We start from the raw sequence: 15696 nt of genomic DNA on the forward strand, positions 1-15696 counted from the left end.
AGGTGCCCACCATGAGCGACATCATTCATCAGGCCAACCAGCAGCAATTCATCTGTATGGTGGAGGGAAAGGAGTCGAGATTGCGCTACCGGCGCCTCGATGCCAAGACCATCGATGCCTACAGCACCTTTGTACCGCCCGAGCTGCGGGTGCAGGGGATTGCCGATCAGCTGGCCCGCGCCCTCTTCAACTGGACTCAGGCAGAGGGGCTCACTATAGTGCCCAGCTGCAGTTACATTGACGTCTGGTTACGCCGAAATGCCAATAGTTGAGCCATTAGATCCCAAGCAAGAACACGCCTTCCAAGCCAAAACCGAAGCGCTGCTGCGGGCCGATCCGCAGCGGATGGCCTGCCTGCAGGCAGCCGCCGAGCTCAATCTGCCCGACTGGGCGCTGGGGGCCGGCTTTATCCGCAACCTCATCTGGGATCATCTCCACCACAAAACCGAGCCCACCCCGCTCAACGATATCGACCTTATCTACCTCGATAGCAGCGACCCGCAAGGGCTGGCCGAAGCAGAGCACGAAGCCTGGCTCGCCAAACGGCTGCCCGGCCAACAGTGGGAAGTGCGCAATCAGGCCCGCATGCACACTCGCCAGCTGGTGGCGCCGTTTACCAGCAGCCTGGAGGCGCTGAGCCACTGGGTCGAGGTGCCCACCTGCATTGGCGTGCGCCTGACCCAAGATGGCGAGTTCGAGTGGCTTGCCCCCTATGGCTTTGCCATCAACTGGTCGTTGCAAGTGAGTGCCAACCCCAGATGCCGCCAGGACAAACAGATCTTCACCCAGCGCATCAAGGAGAAGCAGTGGCAGACCCTCTGGCCTGACCTTCAGGTAAACTGGCCATAACCTGATTGCAATCTTTCGATAACCTTGGGCACACTAGGGTAAAAGCTGGTTGTAACTCAATGGGTTAAATAATGCGCGACTTCTTCTCTCTCGAACGCTGGCTGCCGGGTCTCGCCGCCCTGCTGCAATACCAGCGCGCCTGGTTGATGCCTGACCTTCGCGCTGGACTCTCGGTCGCTGCGGTGGCCCTGCCCGTGGCCATTGCCTATGCCGAGCTCGCGGGGGTCGGCGCCATCGTCGGCCTCTACTCCTGCATTCTGCCCATGCTGGTCTATGCCCTGTTTGGCACCTCCCGCCAGCTGATCGTCGGCCCTGATGCCGCCACCTGTGCGGTCATCGCCGCCGTGGTAACGCCGCTGGCCGCAGGCGACCCCACCCGTCACTGGCAACTGGTGATGACCATGACCGCCATGACCGGCTTCTGGTGCCTGATTGCCAGCCGCTTCAAGCTGGGGGTGCTGGCGGACTTTCTCTCCCGCCCGATCCTGATGGGGCTGCTCAATGGTGTGGCCATCACCATCATAGTGGGCCAGCTCTCCAAAATCTTCGGCTTCACTTTCAGCGAACGTTACCTCATCGAGCGGATCGCCAGCGGCGCCACCTATATTACCCAGACCCATCTGCCGACCCTGGCCATGAGTCTGGTAGCCCTGCTCACCCTGCTGCTGGCCAAGCGCTACAAACCGGCATGGCCCTCCTCCATGGTGGCCATGGTGGTGACCGCTGCGCTGGTGTGGGGCTTTAATCTCGGCCAGTTTGATATCGCCACCCTGGGGACGGTGGGCTCCGGCCTGCCCGCGTTCCAGATGCCGGAATTTCCCCCCGGTCTGATGCGAGAGCTGGTGCTGCCCGCCCTTAACCTGGCCATGGTGAGCTTCGTCTCCATGATGCTGACCGCTCGCAGCTTTGCCGCCAAAAACGGTTACGAAATCGACGCAGACAAAGAGTTTCGGGCCCTCGGTATGGCGAACCTCGCCTCCGCGGTCTCACAGGGTTTTGCCATCAGCGGGGCGGATTCACGCACCGCGGTCAACGACGCCAACGGCGGCAAGAGCCAGCTGGTCTCTATCATCGCCGCGGCGGTGATCGCCCTCATCACCTTCTATCTGACGGCACCGCTCAAATATATTCCCACCGCCGCCCTCGGGGTGGTGCTGGTGATGGCCTCACTCTCGCTCACCGATTTTCGCGGTCTCTGGGCACTGCGCCACTCCGATCGATCCGCCTTCTGGCTGGCGCTGGTCACCTTTATCAGCGTGCTTACCATGGGGGTAATCCCCGGGATCACCCTCGCCGTGTTGCTGGGCTTATTCCAGTTCCTGCGTAATGTGATGCGCCCCACCGACCAGCTGCTTGGCATGGATGACGAGGGGGTAGTACGTACCCTGGGGGACAACGAACAGGCCAAGGCGATCCCGGGTATTCTGGTCTATCGCTTCAACTCACCGCTCACCTACTTCAATGCACCCTATTTCAAGCGGCGGGTGCTGGCCCTGCTGGTGCAGGATCCCCGAGCCCCCAAGTGTCTGGTGATCGATGCTGTCGCCTGCTTCACCCATCAGGACATCAGCGTGATGAGCATGGTGGGAGAGCTGCACAAAGAGCTGAAACGGCGCGGCATCCATATGGTGATGGCGGGTCGCCACGGCCAGATGACCCACTGGCTAAAGCAGGCAGGCGTGCGGGTGGGCGATGAGGGGATCATCCTCTGCCCCGATATGTATCAGGCGCTACGCCTGACTCGCTGCTACCGCGAGCCGGTGTTCAAGGATGATGCGGTGGTGGAGAGCACCACTGATGCCATCCGCTCCAACTGGCCGCAGGATGATGCCCTGCCCGACTCGGCTCGCCTCACCCTGCCAAGCGAACAGGAGGCGGGCGCCACGCCTGCCTGATCCCTTGGCCTGCTCCCCTGGCCGGTGCAATCCTGCACAAGGATTGCACCGGCCTTGGCCTTGGTGTTAAATGCGCCCCCAGAGGGCACTCCCCCGTGCACTCCCAGCTGTTGGACATGCCATGCAATCTCAATCCCATGCAGGCCCGGGCACGCTATTTGCGCTGACCTGGCCGCTCTTTATCGATCTCGCCCTGCACTTTCTGACCGGTGCCCTCAACACCTTCATGGTGGGTCACGTCTCCTATCAGGGAGTGGCCGCGCTGGCGGTCGGCAATCAGGTGTTCGATCTCGCCATCACATTGTTCAGCTTCGTCAGCATCGGTACCAGTGTGGTGATCACCCAGTATCTGGGGGCGGGCGATCGAGAGAAGAGTCGGGTGGTGATCCACACCGCCATCGGCTTCAACCTGCTGATCGGTCTGGTAGCCGCCATCGGCGTGATGGCAGGAGCAAGCACCATGCTGGCGCTGATGAACCTGCCTGCCAATCTGATGAGCGACGGGACGCTTTACTTGCAGATCATCGGTCTCTGCCTGTTACCGGAAGCAGCAGCCCTCTGTCTGGCAGCCACCCTGCGCGCTCACGGCCACACCCGTCAGGCGATGTATGTGACCCTCATCGTCAACCTCATCACCTTCGTCGGCAACCTGCTGCTGCTCTACGGCTGGTTCGGCCTGCCCCAGCTGGGGGTCGCCGGTGTCGCCATCAGCACGGTCGCGGGCCGACTGGTCGGCGTGGTGCTGCTGGTGTGGCTGGTAGCCCGCAAGACCGGCATTCGACTGGTGGTGCGCGATATCGTCCACCCCAGCCGGGAGATGCTCGGCAAGGTACTCCATATCGGCCTGCCGGCGGCAGGAGAGAACCTCTCCTGGATGCTGCAGTTTATGGTGGTGACAGCCTTTGTCGGACTGCTGGGGGACAAGGCGCTGGCGACCCAATCCTACTTCTTCCAGATCTGCCTGTTTATCCTGCTGTTTGGCCTCTCTATCGGCCTTGGCAACGAAATCATCATCGGTCATCTGGCAGGTGCCAGGCAGTTCGATCGCGCCTATCAACAGCTGCTCAAGAGCCTCAAGCTGGGGCTGGCAGTCACCTGCGTCATCGCCGTGGTGGCTGCCCTCAATGGCCGTACCATCATCAGCCTCTTTACCGATGATGCCGACATCATCACCCAGGTGGCGCAACTGTTTCTTATCAGCCTTATCCTCGAGCCCGGCCGCACCTTCAATCTGGTGGTGATCAACGCCCTGCGGGCCACCGGGGATGCCCGTTTCCCCCTCTACATGGCGTTGCTCTCCATGTGGGGAATTGCCGTGCCACTCTCCTATTTCCTCGGTATCATGCAGGGTTATGGACTGGTCGGTATCTGGCTGGCGCTGGCCTGCGACGAGTGGGTGCGCGGTCTGGCCATGTTCTGGCGCTGGCGCAGTCGTCGCTGGCAAAACAAAATTCTTGTTGAAACAAAAGCGGAATCACAATGAAGAAGATAGGACTCTTGCTGGCTGCCATCCTGCTCAGCCCCCTGGCCATGGCGCAAACTGCCCCTGCCGCTCCCAAGGCTCAAGCCACCCAGACCTGGTATGTGGCCCCCATCGCCATCGATGAAACCAGCGACGCCCAGAAGGCGCTGACCAAGGACTTCATGGCCCAGATGATCAAGACCATCAAGATCAACGAGTACCAGACCGGCAAGGCGGTGGGCAACACCAAAAAGCCCAAGTGGCTGATCCGCACCAAGCTGATCCCCGCCAGCAACGAGCCGCTGGTCGGCAAGAAGCACCCGCAGGGTCTCACCTACGGCAAGGGCAATCCGACCCAGGAGATCGTCGGCGAGCTGCTGATGAACGGCACCCTGGTGGCCCACATCGGCCAGGGCTGGCGCGAGCCTATCGTCCCGGGCACGCCGGTGGCCGACAAGCTATCCATCGCCAACTATCGCTACGCCATAGGGGATCAGGCCAAGTCGGCGGATCTGGAGGAGCTGGCCGCCCAGATTGGCTTTGAGGCGGGCAAGGTGATCCACCGCGACGGCAAGCCGCGGCCCGAGAAGAAAAAGAAAAAAGAGTAAACGCCATACCGGTTACATGAAGGGGCTCTATGCCCCTTTTTTGCTGCCGTTTACCGGCTAACGGCCATCATCCCGCCGTCACAACTGTGATCTGGATTACAGTTTTTCCCTCTCCCTCTGACTAATGAATGTCTGATCTGCTTTTGATTCAACAAGTTAAAAAACATACTCTTTATGCAGCAAACCATTGTTGCCGAATTGGATCCGGATCACATTTATCTGGGGGGGTAAGGGGTAGTTTGGTCTCTAAGGCACAATCAAACGAAACCAAGGAGGCTCCATTACATGTTCCCAGAGTACAGAGAACTTATCTCGAAACTGAAGAGCAGTGATGTCCATTTCCAGAAGAAGTTTGACTTGCACAACGACCTGGATGCGGAGATTAGAAAGCTGGAAAAACATCACGCCAGCGACTATAGCGCCGAGGTGAGGGATCTGAAAAAACAGAAACTCAAACTGAAAGAGGAGATATACGACATCCTCAAGCAACATCCACAATAGATGCCTCGAAGATAATCCGGATAAGCAATTTATCCCTCAGCCCGGCCCAAGCGCCGGGCTTTTTGTCTCTTAACTCAATTAGTTGATCCACCACACTACCGGCAGTAGCGGTTGTTTGTTACATTTTTCATTTCTGATCCAAGGTACAGATGTGATGGTAACATGACCATAGATCGCGTTTTTTATCATCTTTTGCTGCTTTGCATCTTCTCTGGCATTCAGCCACTGCGGGCCCAGGAGCCAGTGCTGGAGTTGTGGCACTCCCAGCAGGCCGGGTATGTGATCGACGACGTGGTCACCCGCTTCAATCAGGAAGGCAATCACAAGGTTCACGTCACCCAGATCGAGCCGGGCAAGATCAAGGCAGATATCCTGCTGGCGGCTCAGGCCAGGGGGCTGCCCGACCTGATGCTGATCCCCTCCGATTTTATCGGCCTCTATCGCCAGATGACCCTCGCCCCCATCCCGGCCGAGTGGTTTTCCCCCGCGCTGATGGCCAGCGCCCTGCGTTATGTCACCCTCGACCGGCAGCGCTGGGGCATGCCCATGATGCAGGGCAACCATCTGATGCTGTTTTACAACAAGACACTGGTCTCAACCCCAATCACCCGCTGGCAAGAGCTGAACGCCATTACTCCCCCCTTGCTTGCACAAGGGGTCTCCCCCGTCAGCTGGCCCTATCACGACATGTACTACTTTGCGGCGTTTCTGCTTACCTTTGGTGGCTCGCCGGTGACCGAAGGGCGCATCACTCTCGACACCCCGGCCATGGTTCAGGCACTGGAAGCATACCGTACTGTCGCCAGAGAGCAGTGGGGCGATCCCGACTGCGACTATGATACCGCCCTGGCCCGTTTCAACGAGGGCAAGAGTGCCTATCTGGTCAATGGGGACTGGGCTTTCAATGACCTGGTGAAAAACATGGGTGAACGGCTTGGGGTGGCCCTGCTGCCTCACTGGGAAGAGCGCCCGATGCACTCCATGAGCGGAGCCTACGTTCTCAGTGTTTCTCGTTGGGCAATGGCAGATGAAGAGCGGCAGGCCGTCATCAAAGCCCTGATGGCCTTCATCCAGCGGGACGATAATCAGCAATTGATCTATCGGCAGGGAGCGCTGTTGCCAATCAATCAGCGGGCTTTTGCCGCCATCAACCAACACCCCGCCCCGCACGAAAAGGTGCTGCTGGAACAGTTTACCCTCAGTACTCCCATGCCTTCCGACAGTGCCATGTCCATTGCCTGGCAGGCGATGGACAAGGGGTTCGAGCGTTTCAAGGAGGGAAGCAGTGCTGCTGATGCGGCCCGTTACATGCAGCAACTGGCTGATCAGCAATACCGGCAGGTCAAGTCAAAATGAGCCACCGTACCTTTCGTCTCGGCCCCACGCTCATCGTCATCCTGTTCACCGTTGCCCTGCTGCCTGCGCTGCTGGTGAGCGGCATATTGCTGGCTCGTCAGCACCAGATCATTGCCCAGAGCGAACAATCCCAGCTGGAACGGGCCCTCACCAGCATGACCCGTGAGGCACGCTTTCGCAGCGAGCTGATCGGCACCCAACTTCAGCAACTCAGCAACGACCGGGTGCTCAATCAGGCACTCGAGAATTTTCTCTTCTCCAGTCATGCCCGGCTGGCGCTGGCTACCTTCATCAAGTCCAACAGTTTACTGACCTCGGCCTACCTGATCGATGATCAGGGTCGGGTAGTGGAGTACATCAACGGCCGGGCCTCCCACCTTGAATCGAGCAACCTGATGCCACAGCTGATGGCCTGGAGCAAGACGCGGGAAGCCAAACAGGGTAAACATCTGCTGATGCCTGTGGATGATCCCCTGCTGATCGGCGATATGGAGCAGGACCGCAGCGGCGGACTGGCGCTGGTGGCCCCCATCTATCGCAATCACCAGCGTGCTGGCGTGATGCAGACCCCTTCCGGCTTCGTGATGGCTATCCTCCCCTGGCGACAGATGGCCCAGCTGCTGGAACCTTATCTCAAGGGGAGCGAGTATCTGGTCATTTCACAAGGAGATACCCCTCTCTACGAGGGCTCACATGACAACACCAGAGACATGGATGACCGGGTCCCCAGCCAGATGGCGCAGCTCTTGACTATCGGCTGGCCACAACTTGCAGAGATGATTACCCCCACCATCACCCTCTACAGCTACAGCGATGACAGGGTTAGCGAGCTGAACAAATCCCAGCAGCTGCTCACCATCAGCATCGCCGTCATGTTGCTGCTGGTGGCCATCGGCTGTGTCTGGCTTACCCGCTGGCTCACCCGACCGCTGCGCTCGCTGGCCGCGCTGGTGCGCAGCTATGGCAAGGGCAACTACCAGCAACGGCAGGCACCGCTGCGCTTTGTGGAGTACGACGAGGTACGCCAACTGCTGCAGGAGATGGCCTACACCATCTCGGCCCAGGTGCGGGCACTCTATCAACAGAACGAACAACTGCAGCAGGCCAACAGCGAGAAAGAGGCCTTCAACCAGCGGCTGCTCGGCTTCAATGACGAGCTGGAGCAAGAGGTGGCATCCCAAACGACCGCCCTGCGTTCGGCCCTGAGCCGGGAGGAGCGCAGCCGCCATGTGTTGCAATCCTGGCTGCAGTTCGGTCTGCACCAGCAGCTGGATGTGGATATCGCCGAGCTGGCTAGCTCCGCCCTGTTGCAGCTCTCCCAGCTCTATCCCGGTCACCGCTGGGGGCTGGTGATCCGCCGCGATGGCCAGCCCCACTACTCCCTGACCCAGGGGGTCGATGCTCCCTTGCGGGATGCCCTGCAGGAGAAGCTGACCCAACTGATGGATGAGGAGGTCAAACACTCCGAATGCCAGTGGGATAACGCACTCTGGAAGATCATGACCCTGCCCGGCAGCCAGAGTGGCGTGCTGTTTGGCTATCTGATGGTGAGCGCCGAAGGGCTGGAGTCGGAGGACAGGGCTATCTTGCGGCTGTTTGCCAAGCAACTGGCAGTGGGCATCGAGGGGCGACTCTTTACCGATGAACTGGCACGGGTCGCCCGCACCGACAACCTCACCGGCCTGCCCAACCGCCAGGCGTTCGAAGAGATGTTCCATCACTATCAGGCTGTGCTGGCGCGCCATCCGGAGCGTCACCTCGCCCTCTTCATGCTCGACCTCAACGGCCTCAAGCGCACCAACGACCAGTATGGGCACGAGGCGGGCGACGCCCTGCTGATCCAGATGGCACGACTACTGCGCACGCTGTGCCGACAGAATGAGAGCATATTCAGAATGGGAGGAGACGAATTCGTGCTGCTGGCAGAGGCGGATCACCTCGCCTGCCAGCAGCTGGCAGGCAGGTTGGAAGCAAGCCAGCAGCACGCCATCGTGCAACATGGGGAGCATAGCTTCCCGCTGCGTTTTGCCATCGGCTGGAGCAGCAGCGACCAGACCCCGCTGGCGGAGCTGAGCCGGGTGGCGGATGACGCCATGTATGCCGACAAGGCGCGCTTCTATCAGGGGCAGCGCTAAAAACAGAGACCTCCGGCGTTGGCGAGCCTTTCGCCAACCCTCTGATTAGCTCGCAAAAATGGCGCGCAAAACTGGACGCGGTGCGGGGCATGACTAAGATAGGGGGCTCTTGATATCGCGATTTGCTAGGGAGTAGGAAATGGAGTTAGTACTTGGCCCACTGGAGGCCCGTGTCATCGGGTGTCTGATTGAAAAAGAGATCTGCACCCCGGATCAATATCCCCTCTCCCTCAATGCGCTGGTCAACGCCTGCAACCAGAAGAGCAACCGCGAGCCGGTACTGGAGCTCTCCGAGCTCGATATCCGCGCCGTGGTGGACGAGCTGATCCGCCGACGCCTGGTAGTCAACACTGCCGGTTTCAATGCCCGGGTCCCCCGCTACCAGCACAGATTCTGCAACACCGAGTTTGGTGAACTGAAATTCGATGCCCAGGAGCTCGGCATCATCTGCGAGCTGCTGCTGCGCGGCCCGCAAACACCGGGGGAGCTGCGCTCGCGCACCAACCGCCTCTGCAGTTTCGATGATGTCACCGAGGTGGATGCGGTGCTGACCCAACTCATCGAGCGTGGCCCCTACGTGGTCAAGCTGCCGCGCGAGCCGGGCAAGCGCGAATCCCGCTACGCCCACCTGTTCAGCGGTGAGGTGGATATTCAGGCGATGATGAATGCCGCTCCTGCGGCTGCCTATGCCTCCCCTACCGCCGACCGCCTGAGCGAGCTGGAGCAGGAGGTGAGCGAGCTCAAGAGTCGTCTCGCCGCCATGGAAGCGCGGCTGGCCGCACTGGATGGTCAGGGCTGATCGCCTTTACCATCGCCAATCTCTATCAGGGAGCCGGGGTTGATGTCCCCGGCTCCCTGTGTTTTTTATCGTGAGGAAGTGCCCGTGATCACCCTGATTAAAGAGTCTGACCACCAGAAGATGCCCTGGAAAAACCAGCAGGGCACAACCAGCCAGATCCTCATCTCCCCCAAGGGGAGCAGCCTTGCCAAACTCGACTTTGACTATCGACTGAGCTCGGCACCCATCAAGAGCGCGGGCCCCTTCTCCCCCTTTCCCGGCTATCAGCGCATTTTGCTGCCGGTAAGCGGGGCTGGCTTTGTGCTCAACGGCCACCCCTACGCCACCTTCGAGGCGGCGCATTTTAGCGGCGACGAGGAGACCCACTGCGAGTTGCTGAAAAAAGAGGTGACCGATCTGGGGCTTATCTACCATCCGGCTCGCATCAGCGCCAACGTGCGGGTGCTGAACCTCCCCTTCCCGCTGACCCTGACCCTCGAGCCAGGGAAGACCTACCTCTGTCACCTGCTGAGCGGCCAGCTGACCGTGCAGGGCAAAGAGGTGGCCATCAACGAGACGCTGGTGGTGACCGGTGAAGAGAGCATTCACTTCGAATGCCAGAAGAAGACCACCATCGCCTTCTTTACCCTGCAGGCCAAATAACGCGAAAGTCGGCTGTGCGCAGTCATGCCACGCCACAACAAGCGACAGATATGAAAAAGCCGGGAAATCCCGGCTTTTTCTATTGAGGCAACCGGCTCGATGCCGCTCAGCACCTTAGTTGACCTTGAAGGAGCCCTTCATCATGGCGAAGTGGCCGGGGAAGGAGCAGAAGAAGGTGAGATCCTTGCCCGCCAGACCGTCGGTCTTGAAGGTGACGCTGCTGCTCTCGCCACCGCCGATCAGCTTGGTATGCGCCAGCACGCGGGGATCATCCTTGGGCAGATAGCCGTTCTCGGCCCCGGCGCTCATCCCCGCCGTCGCCACAGTCTGATAGTCTGCGGTGCTGGACAGCACCCAGTTATGGCCCATGGCGGTCACAGGCAGCTTGCCGGTATGGTTCAGAGTGACCGTCACCTCTTTGCAGGTGGCCGGAACGCTCATCTCTTTGAGGTTGTACTGCATGGCATCATTGCCTTCGATGACCAGTGCACACTCATCCGCCAGAACCGGGGCAGCCAGAGTACTCAGAAACAGCAGGGTAATCGCCTTTTTCATCATCTTCTCCTTTGATTGGCAATGGATGGCAACGACTTGGCGGATGCGGTGAACGCTTCGCAAAGATGCCGTCTAAATCGACCTTCATTTTACTCAATTGTTTTCAATCGGCGATGGGTTTTGGCCAAAGCTGCGGGCTAGGTCACCAGACGGTGCTCTACTCGCCACTATCTCCCTCACGGATGGACGATACGACCCGCTCCAGCCACAGGTTCAAAAATGTTTAATTTTTTCTGCCCTTTTCCCTCCGATTGCCCCCATCAGGGCTCGCCCGGCGGGCGCCCCTTGGCTAAGCTAGCGCCCCGATATGAACCTTCTCCAGATGAGAGCGCCGGATGATTGCGATAACCCCCGTGGCGGCCCTGCGCGGCCTGCTGCTGACCCTGCTGCTGGCGCTGGCCGGCTGCCAGCCCACCCCGCCTGCCCAGACCCGTATTCAGGGCAAGACCATGGGTACCTACTATGTGGTGACCCTGAGCGATAGCTACCCCGGTGGGGAGCCCGCCCTCAAAAGCGACGTAGAGAGCCTGCTGGCCCGGATGAACAAGGAAATCTCCACCTACGATCCGGGCTCGCTCATCTCCCGTTTCAATCAGGGGCCCGCCAATACCCCGTTTGCCATCCCGCCCGCCATGGCCATCATAGTCCAGCAGGGGATTGATGCCGGTAAGCTGACCAACGGCAAGCTGGATGTGACCGTGGGGCCTCTGGTCAATCTGTGGGGCTTTGGCCCGGACAAACGGCCGGTCAAGCGGCCCGATGAGGCGGCCATCGCCGCCGCCCGCCACAAGGTGGGCATCGACAAGCTGACCCTGACCCCGCAAGGGGATCACTTCCTGCTCGAAAAAACGATCCCGGATCTCTATCTCGACCTCTCCACTCTCGGCGAAGGGGCGGCATCGGATGAAATCGCCACCCTGCTCGAGGGCAAGGGGGTACACAACTACCTGATCGAAGTGGCCGGTGCGGTGCGCAGCAAGGGCAACAACAGCAAGGGCTCGCCATGGAAAGTGGCCATCGTCGAACCCTCCGATCAGCCGGGGGCGTTTTCCGATATCGTCATCCCCAACGGTATGGCGCTCAGCACCGCAGGCAGCTATCGCAACTACTACGAGCTGGATGGCCAGCGTTACTCCCATATCATCGATCCTGCCACCGGCCAGCCGGTCACCCACAAGCTGGTCTCCGCCAGCGTGATCACCCCGACCGCGCTTGAGGCTGACGCCCTCGATACCGCGCTGATGGTGATGGGGCCCGAAGCGGGTATGGCATTTGCCAAACAGCACAAGCTGGCGGTCTATCTCATCATCAAGACCGAACAGGGGTTCAAGGCCAAGTACACGCCCCAATTCGCCCACTATCTGGCGAAGCAACCGACAGAAAAGCACTGATAAACAGAAGGCCCCGATAACGGGGCCTTCTCATTACGGTTGATGATGAACTTGTCACGGGCTATTCGATGGTCACCCGGTGAGGGGCTGGCGTTTCCACCTGCTTGGGCAGTTGCAACGTGAGGATACCGTTCTCGAACCTGGCGCTGACCTTGTCCAGCGCCACCTCGACCGGCAACTCCAGAGTGCGTGAAACACTGCCAAAATAGCGTTCACTGCGCAGTGTTCGCTCATCCTTGTTCTGGCTGTCAAACTGGCGGATCTCCGCTTTCAGCGTCACCTGTTTACCATGGATATCCACATGGATGTCCTCTTTGGCAACCCCCGGCAACTCGGCTTGCAGCACATAGTTGCCATCACTCTCCTTCAAATCCAGCCTGATCTGGCTCGGCAAGGGGTCCCCGTGCAAGGGGCGAATATAGAAGCCGGACGCCATATCGCGAAACAGGTCATCGAACAGACTGGTACGGCTTGGTAGCAAACTCATCTCTGATCCCTCCGTGATTCATGGACTGACAGAGGCAGGCCCTGATACCTGCCTGATGGGGCCTATATGTGACCGGGGCTTGTCGTTGCCCCCTCTATCAGTCTAAAAAGTGTGCCGCGTGCTGCCACCCCATCTGAGCTTTATTTGATATGGATCAACCACATCGCCCTGGCCACCAGGCACAGAGCGTGACATGGAAACTGGAAGTTGCGTGACAAAAGCACATTGATTGCCACTTGACACGCTTTGGTGGCACACTTTCTCCCATCAACCCGTAGCGCCTCGACCCAGAACAATGCAGACACCGGAAAACGCGTCAGAAAAGAAGAGCCCTGCCAAGCCACAACGCATTCTGATGGTCAATGAGCAGCGCTCGTTTCAGGTGATGATGAAGGCGATGCTGATCAATCTGGGTATCAGCAACATCACCTACTCCAATACCGCCGAGGATGCACGGCGTCGCTGCCAGAAGGGCAGCTTCGACATCTATCTCATTGATTACGATCTGGGGGTCGGCGAAAATGGCCGCCAGTTGCTGGAGAGTCTGCGCGACCAGAGCCTGATCCCGCCCCAGAGCGTGGTGATCATGGTGAGCAGCGACAGCTCCCGCGCCATGGTACTGAGCGCACTGGAAGCCGAGCCCGACGAATACCTGATGAAGCCCTTCTCTCAGGAGCAGTTCTCGTTTCGCTTGAAGCGTGCCCTCGCCCGGCGCAACGCCCTGGCCAGCGTCTTTACCGCGCTGGCTGATGACAATCTGGCAGCGCTCATTACCGCCTGTGCCGAGCGGGCCGATGCGGTGCCCCGTTTTGCCAACTACTGCCGCTGCCTGCAGGCCGATACCCACCTCAAACTGGGTCAGGCGCAAGAGGCACGCGCCCTGATGCGCCAGCTGCTGGCCGGGCAGGAGAACAGCTGGGCCCGCCTGACGCTGGGCAAGGCGTGCAACACCCTGGGGCTCCACGAAGAGGCGGTCAGCCATCTGCAGGCGACCCTCAAAAATACCCCGCTGATGGTGGAGGCTCACCTCTGGCTGGCAGAATCCCTGCTGGCCCTTGGCAATGACGAGCAGGCGCAGCAGGAGCTCAGACGGGCGGTGGATATTTCCCCCCAGTCGGTGCAACTCTCCCGTCGGCTGGCGGAGGTGTGCCTGCAGCGTCACGACTATGCCCAGGCCAAGGATGTGCTGATGTCGCTGATCGACCTGTCGCGCAACTCCATCCACCGCACGCCCCATTATCTGGGGGCCTATATCCAGACCCTGACCCTCTACGCCCTCAACAGCAACGACAGCTACCACATCGCCAACCTGCAAAAGCAGGTCAATTCTGCCCTGTCGCGCATCCGCGATTCGCTGATGATGTCGGAGTTCAACTACCCGGTGTTCGAGCAGATCTGTCAGGCCCGGGTGCAGATTGCGCTGGGGGAGCTGCTCAAGGGCAAGAAGATGCTCTATCGCGCCAATCAGAACTGGCTCGATGAACCGGCCACCATGCCCCCCGCCCTGCTTGGTGAGACCATCCTCGCCCTCTATCAGCTCGGCGAGTTCGAATATGCCGAAAGCCTGCAAGGGCTGCTGGCGGAGGACGAAGATCGGCTGCTCACCACCTGCATTCAGGCAACCCGGGATGACAAGACGGTGCTGGAGCGGCGTCAGCGCTACCAGCAGCTCAACGATCTGGGGATCAAGGCCTATCAGAGCGGCGAGCTGGAGCAGGCTCTCGGCCATTTTCGCGAGGCCCTGCGCCGCGCCCCCGCCAATACCGGTGCCGCTCTCAACAAGATCCAGGTGCTGCTGCAACTGATGCAGAAAAACCGCAAGAGCCCGGAGTTTGGTGCCGAGTGCAAAGACACCCTGGACGTGCTCGACGGCATCCCCCTCAACCCGGCCCAGCAGGAGCGTTTTCGCAAGCTGCGTCAGGAGTTCAACCAGTTCAGCTAAGACGCCGCCACGCCCCCTTTTCCCCGCCTATGCTGAAACCAGTTCGGCAATGCGAGGGAAACGAAGATGGCGATGTGTCGTTATCTGGTGGCCGATGGCCGCCACTGCAGTGAAGAGGCTGGCGAGCACGATCTCTGCCACTGGCATGATCCCCACCATACCCATCAGGAAGCCCACACCGCCGAGGCGCTTGAACAGTACGTTCGCGCAGGCGGACTCTGCCACGGCCTGCAGCTGTCACGGGCCAATCTGGCGGGCCTCAATCTGGTCAACAAGGAGTCCGATCAGGGATTTTTGCTGGAGCAGTGCAACCTCTATCGCGCCAACCTGCGCGGTGGTCACCTCTACGGCCTGCGCATGAAGGGCGGCAGCCTGATGAAAGCCGATCTCAGTGATGCCAACCTCCAGTGCGCCACCCTCGATGACGTCAACCTGCTCGGCATCCGCTGGCACAACACCCGGCTCGACAACATGCAGACCGGCAAACGGGTGATGCAGGATCGCAAGGGGCGCCGCGAACGGGATCCCAAACAGGCGCGCATCTGGTTCAAGGAGGCGGAAGAGACCTACCGGGATCTGCGCAAAGCCTCCGAGGCACAGGGGATCTTCACCATGTCCGGCAACTATATCCAGCAGGAGCTCACCATGCGCCGCCTGCAACTGCCGTTCTGGTCGACCCAGCGTTTTACCTCCTGGGTGGTCGATCTCTTCTGCGGCTATGGCGAGGCCCCGATGCGGGTGGTGCTCTTCTCGTTGCTACTCATCTTTATCTGCAGCATTTTTTACTTCTTCTGCGGACTGCATTTTCAGGGCGAGCACCTCATCTACCAACCCGGTGCCCCGCTCGAGCAAAATGCCATCTTCCTGCTCGAATGCCTCTACTACAGCGTGGTCACCTTCACCACGTTGGGGTACGGTGACTTCACTCCGGTCGGCCTCTCCAGGATCTTCGCCGCCTTTGAAGCCTTTACCGGCAGCTTTACGCTGGCGCTGTTTGTGGTGGTATTCGTCAAAAAGATGACCCGCTGACACCTCTGCCCACCCCGCGGTGCCTGCCACTGATGCAGGCCCGCG

The 15696-nt window shown here is 59.8% G+C and carries 15 protein-coding genes; 13 read left to right on the plus strand and 2 right to left on the minus strand.

The genetic code is table 11. The features are described 5' to 3' along the window. Nucleotides 1–11: 11 nt before the first annotated feature. From G5168_RS02445 to G5168_RS02490, 10 genes are all read left to right on the plus strand, one after another. Nucleotides 12–272, plus strand: a complete 261-nt coding sequence (locus G5168_RS02445; RefSeq protein WP_033114285.1) for a GNAT family N-acetyltransferase — start codon at nt 12–14, stop codon at nt 270–272. Then, on the plus strand, nt 259–849 hold the full coding sequence (locus G5168_RS02450) for a nucleotidyltransferase family protein (protein ID WP_421171816.1): 591 nt from the start codon (nt 259–261) through the stop codon (nt 847–849). Before G5168_RS02445 ends, G5168_RS02450 begins: the two co-directional genes overlap by 14 nt. 71 nt (nt 850–920) lie before the next feature. Next, nucleotides 921–2744, plus strand: coding sequence for a SulP family inorganic anion transporter (locus G5168_RS02455; RefSeq protein ID WP_421171814.1), 1824 nt, complete (start codon nt 921–923; stop codon nt 2742–2744). A 121-nt stretch (nt 2745–2865) separates the two neighbouring features. Beyond that, complete coding sequence (locus G5168_RS02460; protein WP_216978410.1) at nt 2866–4227, plus strand: MATE family efflux transporter; 1362 nt, start codon at nt 2866–2868, stop codon at nt 4225–4227. Then, nucleotides 4224–4814: a hypothetical protein gene (locus tag G5168_RS02465; protein WP_227342341.1), complete on the plus strand. Its 591-nt coding sequence runs from the start codon at nt 4224–4226 to the stop codon at nt 4812–4814. Before G5168_RS02460 ends, G5168_RS02465 begins: the two co-directional genes overlap by 4 nt. A gap of 285 nt (nt 4815–5099) precedes the next feature. Beyond that, on the plus strand, nt 5100–5315 hold the full coding sequence (locus tag G5168_RS02470) for a YdcH family protein (protein ID WP_005337763.1): 216 nt from the start codon (nt 5100–5102) through the stop codon (nt 5313–5315). A gap of 243 nt (nt 5316–5558) precedes the next feature. Beyond that, nucleotides 5559–6671 (plus strand): sugar ABC transporter substrate-binding protein, encoded by a 1113-nt coding sequence (locus tag G5168_RS02475; protein WP_227342340.1) that lies wholly within the window; start codon nt 5559–5561, stop codon nt 6669–6671. Beyond that, entirely contained in the window at nt 6668–8806 is a 2139-nt protein-coding gene (locus tag G5168_RS02480) for a sensor domain-containing diguanylate cyclase (protein WP_216953235.1), read from the plus strand. The genes G5168_RS02475 and G5168_RS02480 overlap by 4 nt, the downstream gene beginning before the upstream one ends. A gap of 139 nt (nt 8807–8945) precedes the next feature. Then, on the plus strand, nt 8946–9605 hold the full coding sequence (locus G5168_RS02485) for a YceH family protein (protein WP_227342339.1): 660 nt from the start codon (nt 8946–8948) through the stop codon (nt 9603–9605). Nucleotides 9606–9689: 84 nt separating this feature from the next. Beyond that, nucleotides 9690–10247, plus strand: coding sequence for a HutD family protein (locus tag G5168_RS02490; protein ID WP_227342338.1), 558 nt, complete (start codon nt 9690–9692; stop codon nt 10245–10247). 114 nt (nt 10248–10361) lie between these two features. Here the strand turns inward: G5168_RS02490 and azu are convergent, their stop codons facing one another. Next, complete coding sequence (azu, locus tag G5168_RS02495) at nt 10362–10802, minus strand: azurin (RefSeq protein WP_227343020.1); 441 nt, start codon at nt 10800–10802, stop codon at nt 10362–10364. 335 nt (nt 10803–11137) lie between these two features. Between azu and G5168_RS02500 the strand changes: the two genes are divergently transcribed. Beyond that, nucleotides 11138–12193 (plus strand): FAD:protein FMN transferase, encoded by a 1056-nt coding sequence (locus G5168_RS02500; protein WP_227342336.1) that lies wholly within the window; start codon nt 11138–11140, stop codon nt 12191–12193. Nucleotides 12194–12254: 61 nt separating this feature from the next. Here the strand turns inward: G5168_RS02500 and G5168_RS02505 are convergent, their stop codons facing one another. Continuing rightward, entirely contained in the window at nt 12255–12680 is a 426-nt protein-coding gene (locus G5168_RS02505) for an Hsp20/alpha crystallin family protein (protein WP_103250619.1), read from the minus strand. A gap of 295 nt (nt 12681–12975) precedes the next feature. Between G5168_RS02505 and G5168_RS02510 the strand changes: the two genes are divergently transcribed. Continuing rightward, nucleotides 12976–14622 carry a tetratricopeptide repeat-containing response regulator gene (locus G5168_RS02510; protein ID WP_227342334.1) on the plus strand — a complete coding sequence of 549 codons (1647 nt, stop codon included), beginning with the start codon at nt 12976–12978 and terminating at the stop codon, nt 14620–14622. Nucleotides 14623–14688: 66 nt separating this feature from the next. Continuing rightward, nucleotides 14689–15651, plus strand: a complete 963-nt coding sequence (locus tag G5168_RS02515; RefSeq protein ID WP_005353221.1) for an ion channel — start codon at nt 14689–14691, stop codon at nt 15649–15651. Nucleotides 15652–15696 lie beyond the last annotated feature (45 nt).

The organism is Aeromonas sp. 600724 (assembly GCF_049175135.1).
GTDB classification, from domain to species: Bacteria; Pseudomonadota; Gammaproteobacteria; order Enterobacterales; family Aeromonadaceae; genus Aeromonas; species Aeromonas veronii_A.

Bases quoted from the DNA above. Each gene is read 5' to 3' on its own strand.
- G5168_RS02445 (WP_033114285.1), top strand. From the start codon at position 12: ATGAGCGACATCATTCATCAGGCCAACCAGCAGCAATTCATCTGTATG.
- G5168_RS02450 (WP_421171816.1), top strand. From the start codon at position 259: ATGCCAATAGTTGAGCCATTAGATCCCAAGCAAGAACACGCCTTCCAA.
- G5168_RS02455 (WP_421171814.1), top strand. From the start codon at position 921: ATGCGCGACTTCTTCTCTCTCGAACGCTGGCTGCCGGGTCTCGCCGCC.
- G5168_RS02460 (WP_216978410.1), top strand. From the start codon at position 2,866: ATGCAATCTCAATCCCATGCAGGCCCGGGCACGCTATTTGCGCTGACC.
- G5168_RS02465 (WP_227342341.1), top strand. From the start codon at position 4,224: ATGAAGAAGATAGGACTCTTGCTGGCTGCCATCCTGCTCAGCCCCCTG.
- G5168_RS02470 (WP_005337763.1), top strand. From the start codon at position 5,100: ATGTTCCCAGAGTACAGAGAACTTATCTCGAAACTGAAGAGCAGTGAT.
- G5168_RS02480 (WP_216953235.1), top strand. From the start codon at position 6,668: ATGAGCCACCGTACCTTTCGTCTCGGCCCCACGCTCATCGTCATCCTG.
- G5168_RS02485 (WP_227342339.1), top strand. From the start codon at position 8,946: ATGGAGTTAGTACTTGGCCCACTGGAGGCCCGTGTCATCGGGTGTCTG.
- azu (WP_227343020.1), bottom strand. From the start codon at position 10,802: ATGAAAAAGGCGATTACCCTGCTGTTTCTGAGTACTCTGGCTGCCCCG.
- G5168_RS02500 (WP_227342336.1), top strand. From the start codon at position 11,138: ATGATTGCGATAACCCCCGTGGCGGCCCTGCGCGGCCTGCTGCTGACC.
- G5168_RS02505 (WP_103250619.1), bottom strand. From the start codon at position 12,680: ATGAGTTTGCTACCAAGCCGTACCAGTCTGTTCGATGACCTGTTTCGC.
- G5168_RS02510 (WP_227342334.1), top strand. From the start codon at position 12,976: ATGCAGACACCGGAAAACGCGTCAGAAAAGAAGAGCCCTGCCAAGCCA.
- G5168_RS02515 (WP_005353221.1), top strand. From the start codon at position 14,689: ATGGCGATGTGTCGTTATCTGGTGGCCGATGGCCGCCACTGCAGTGAA.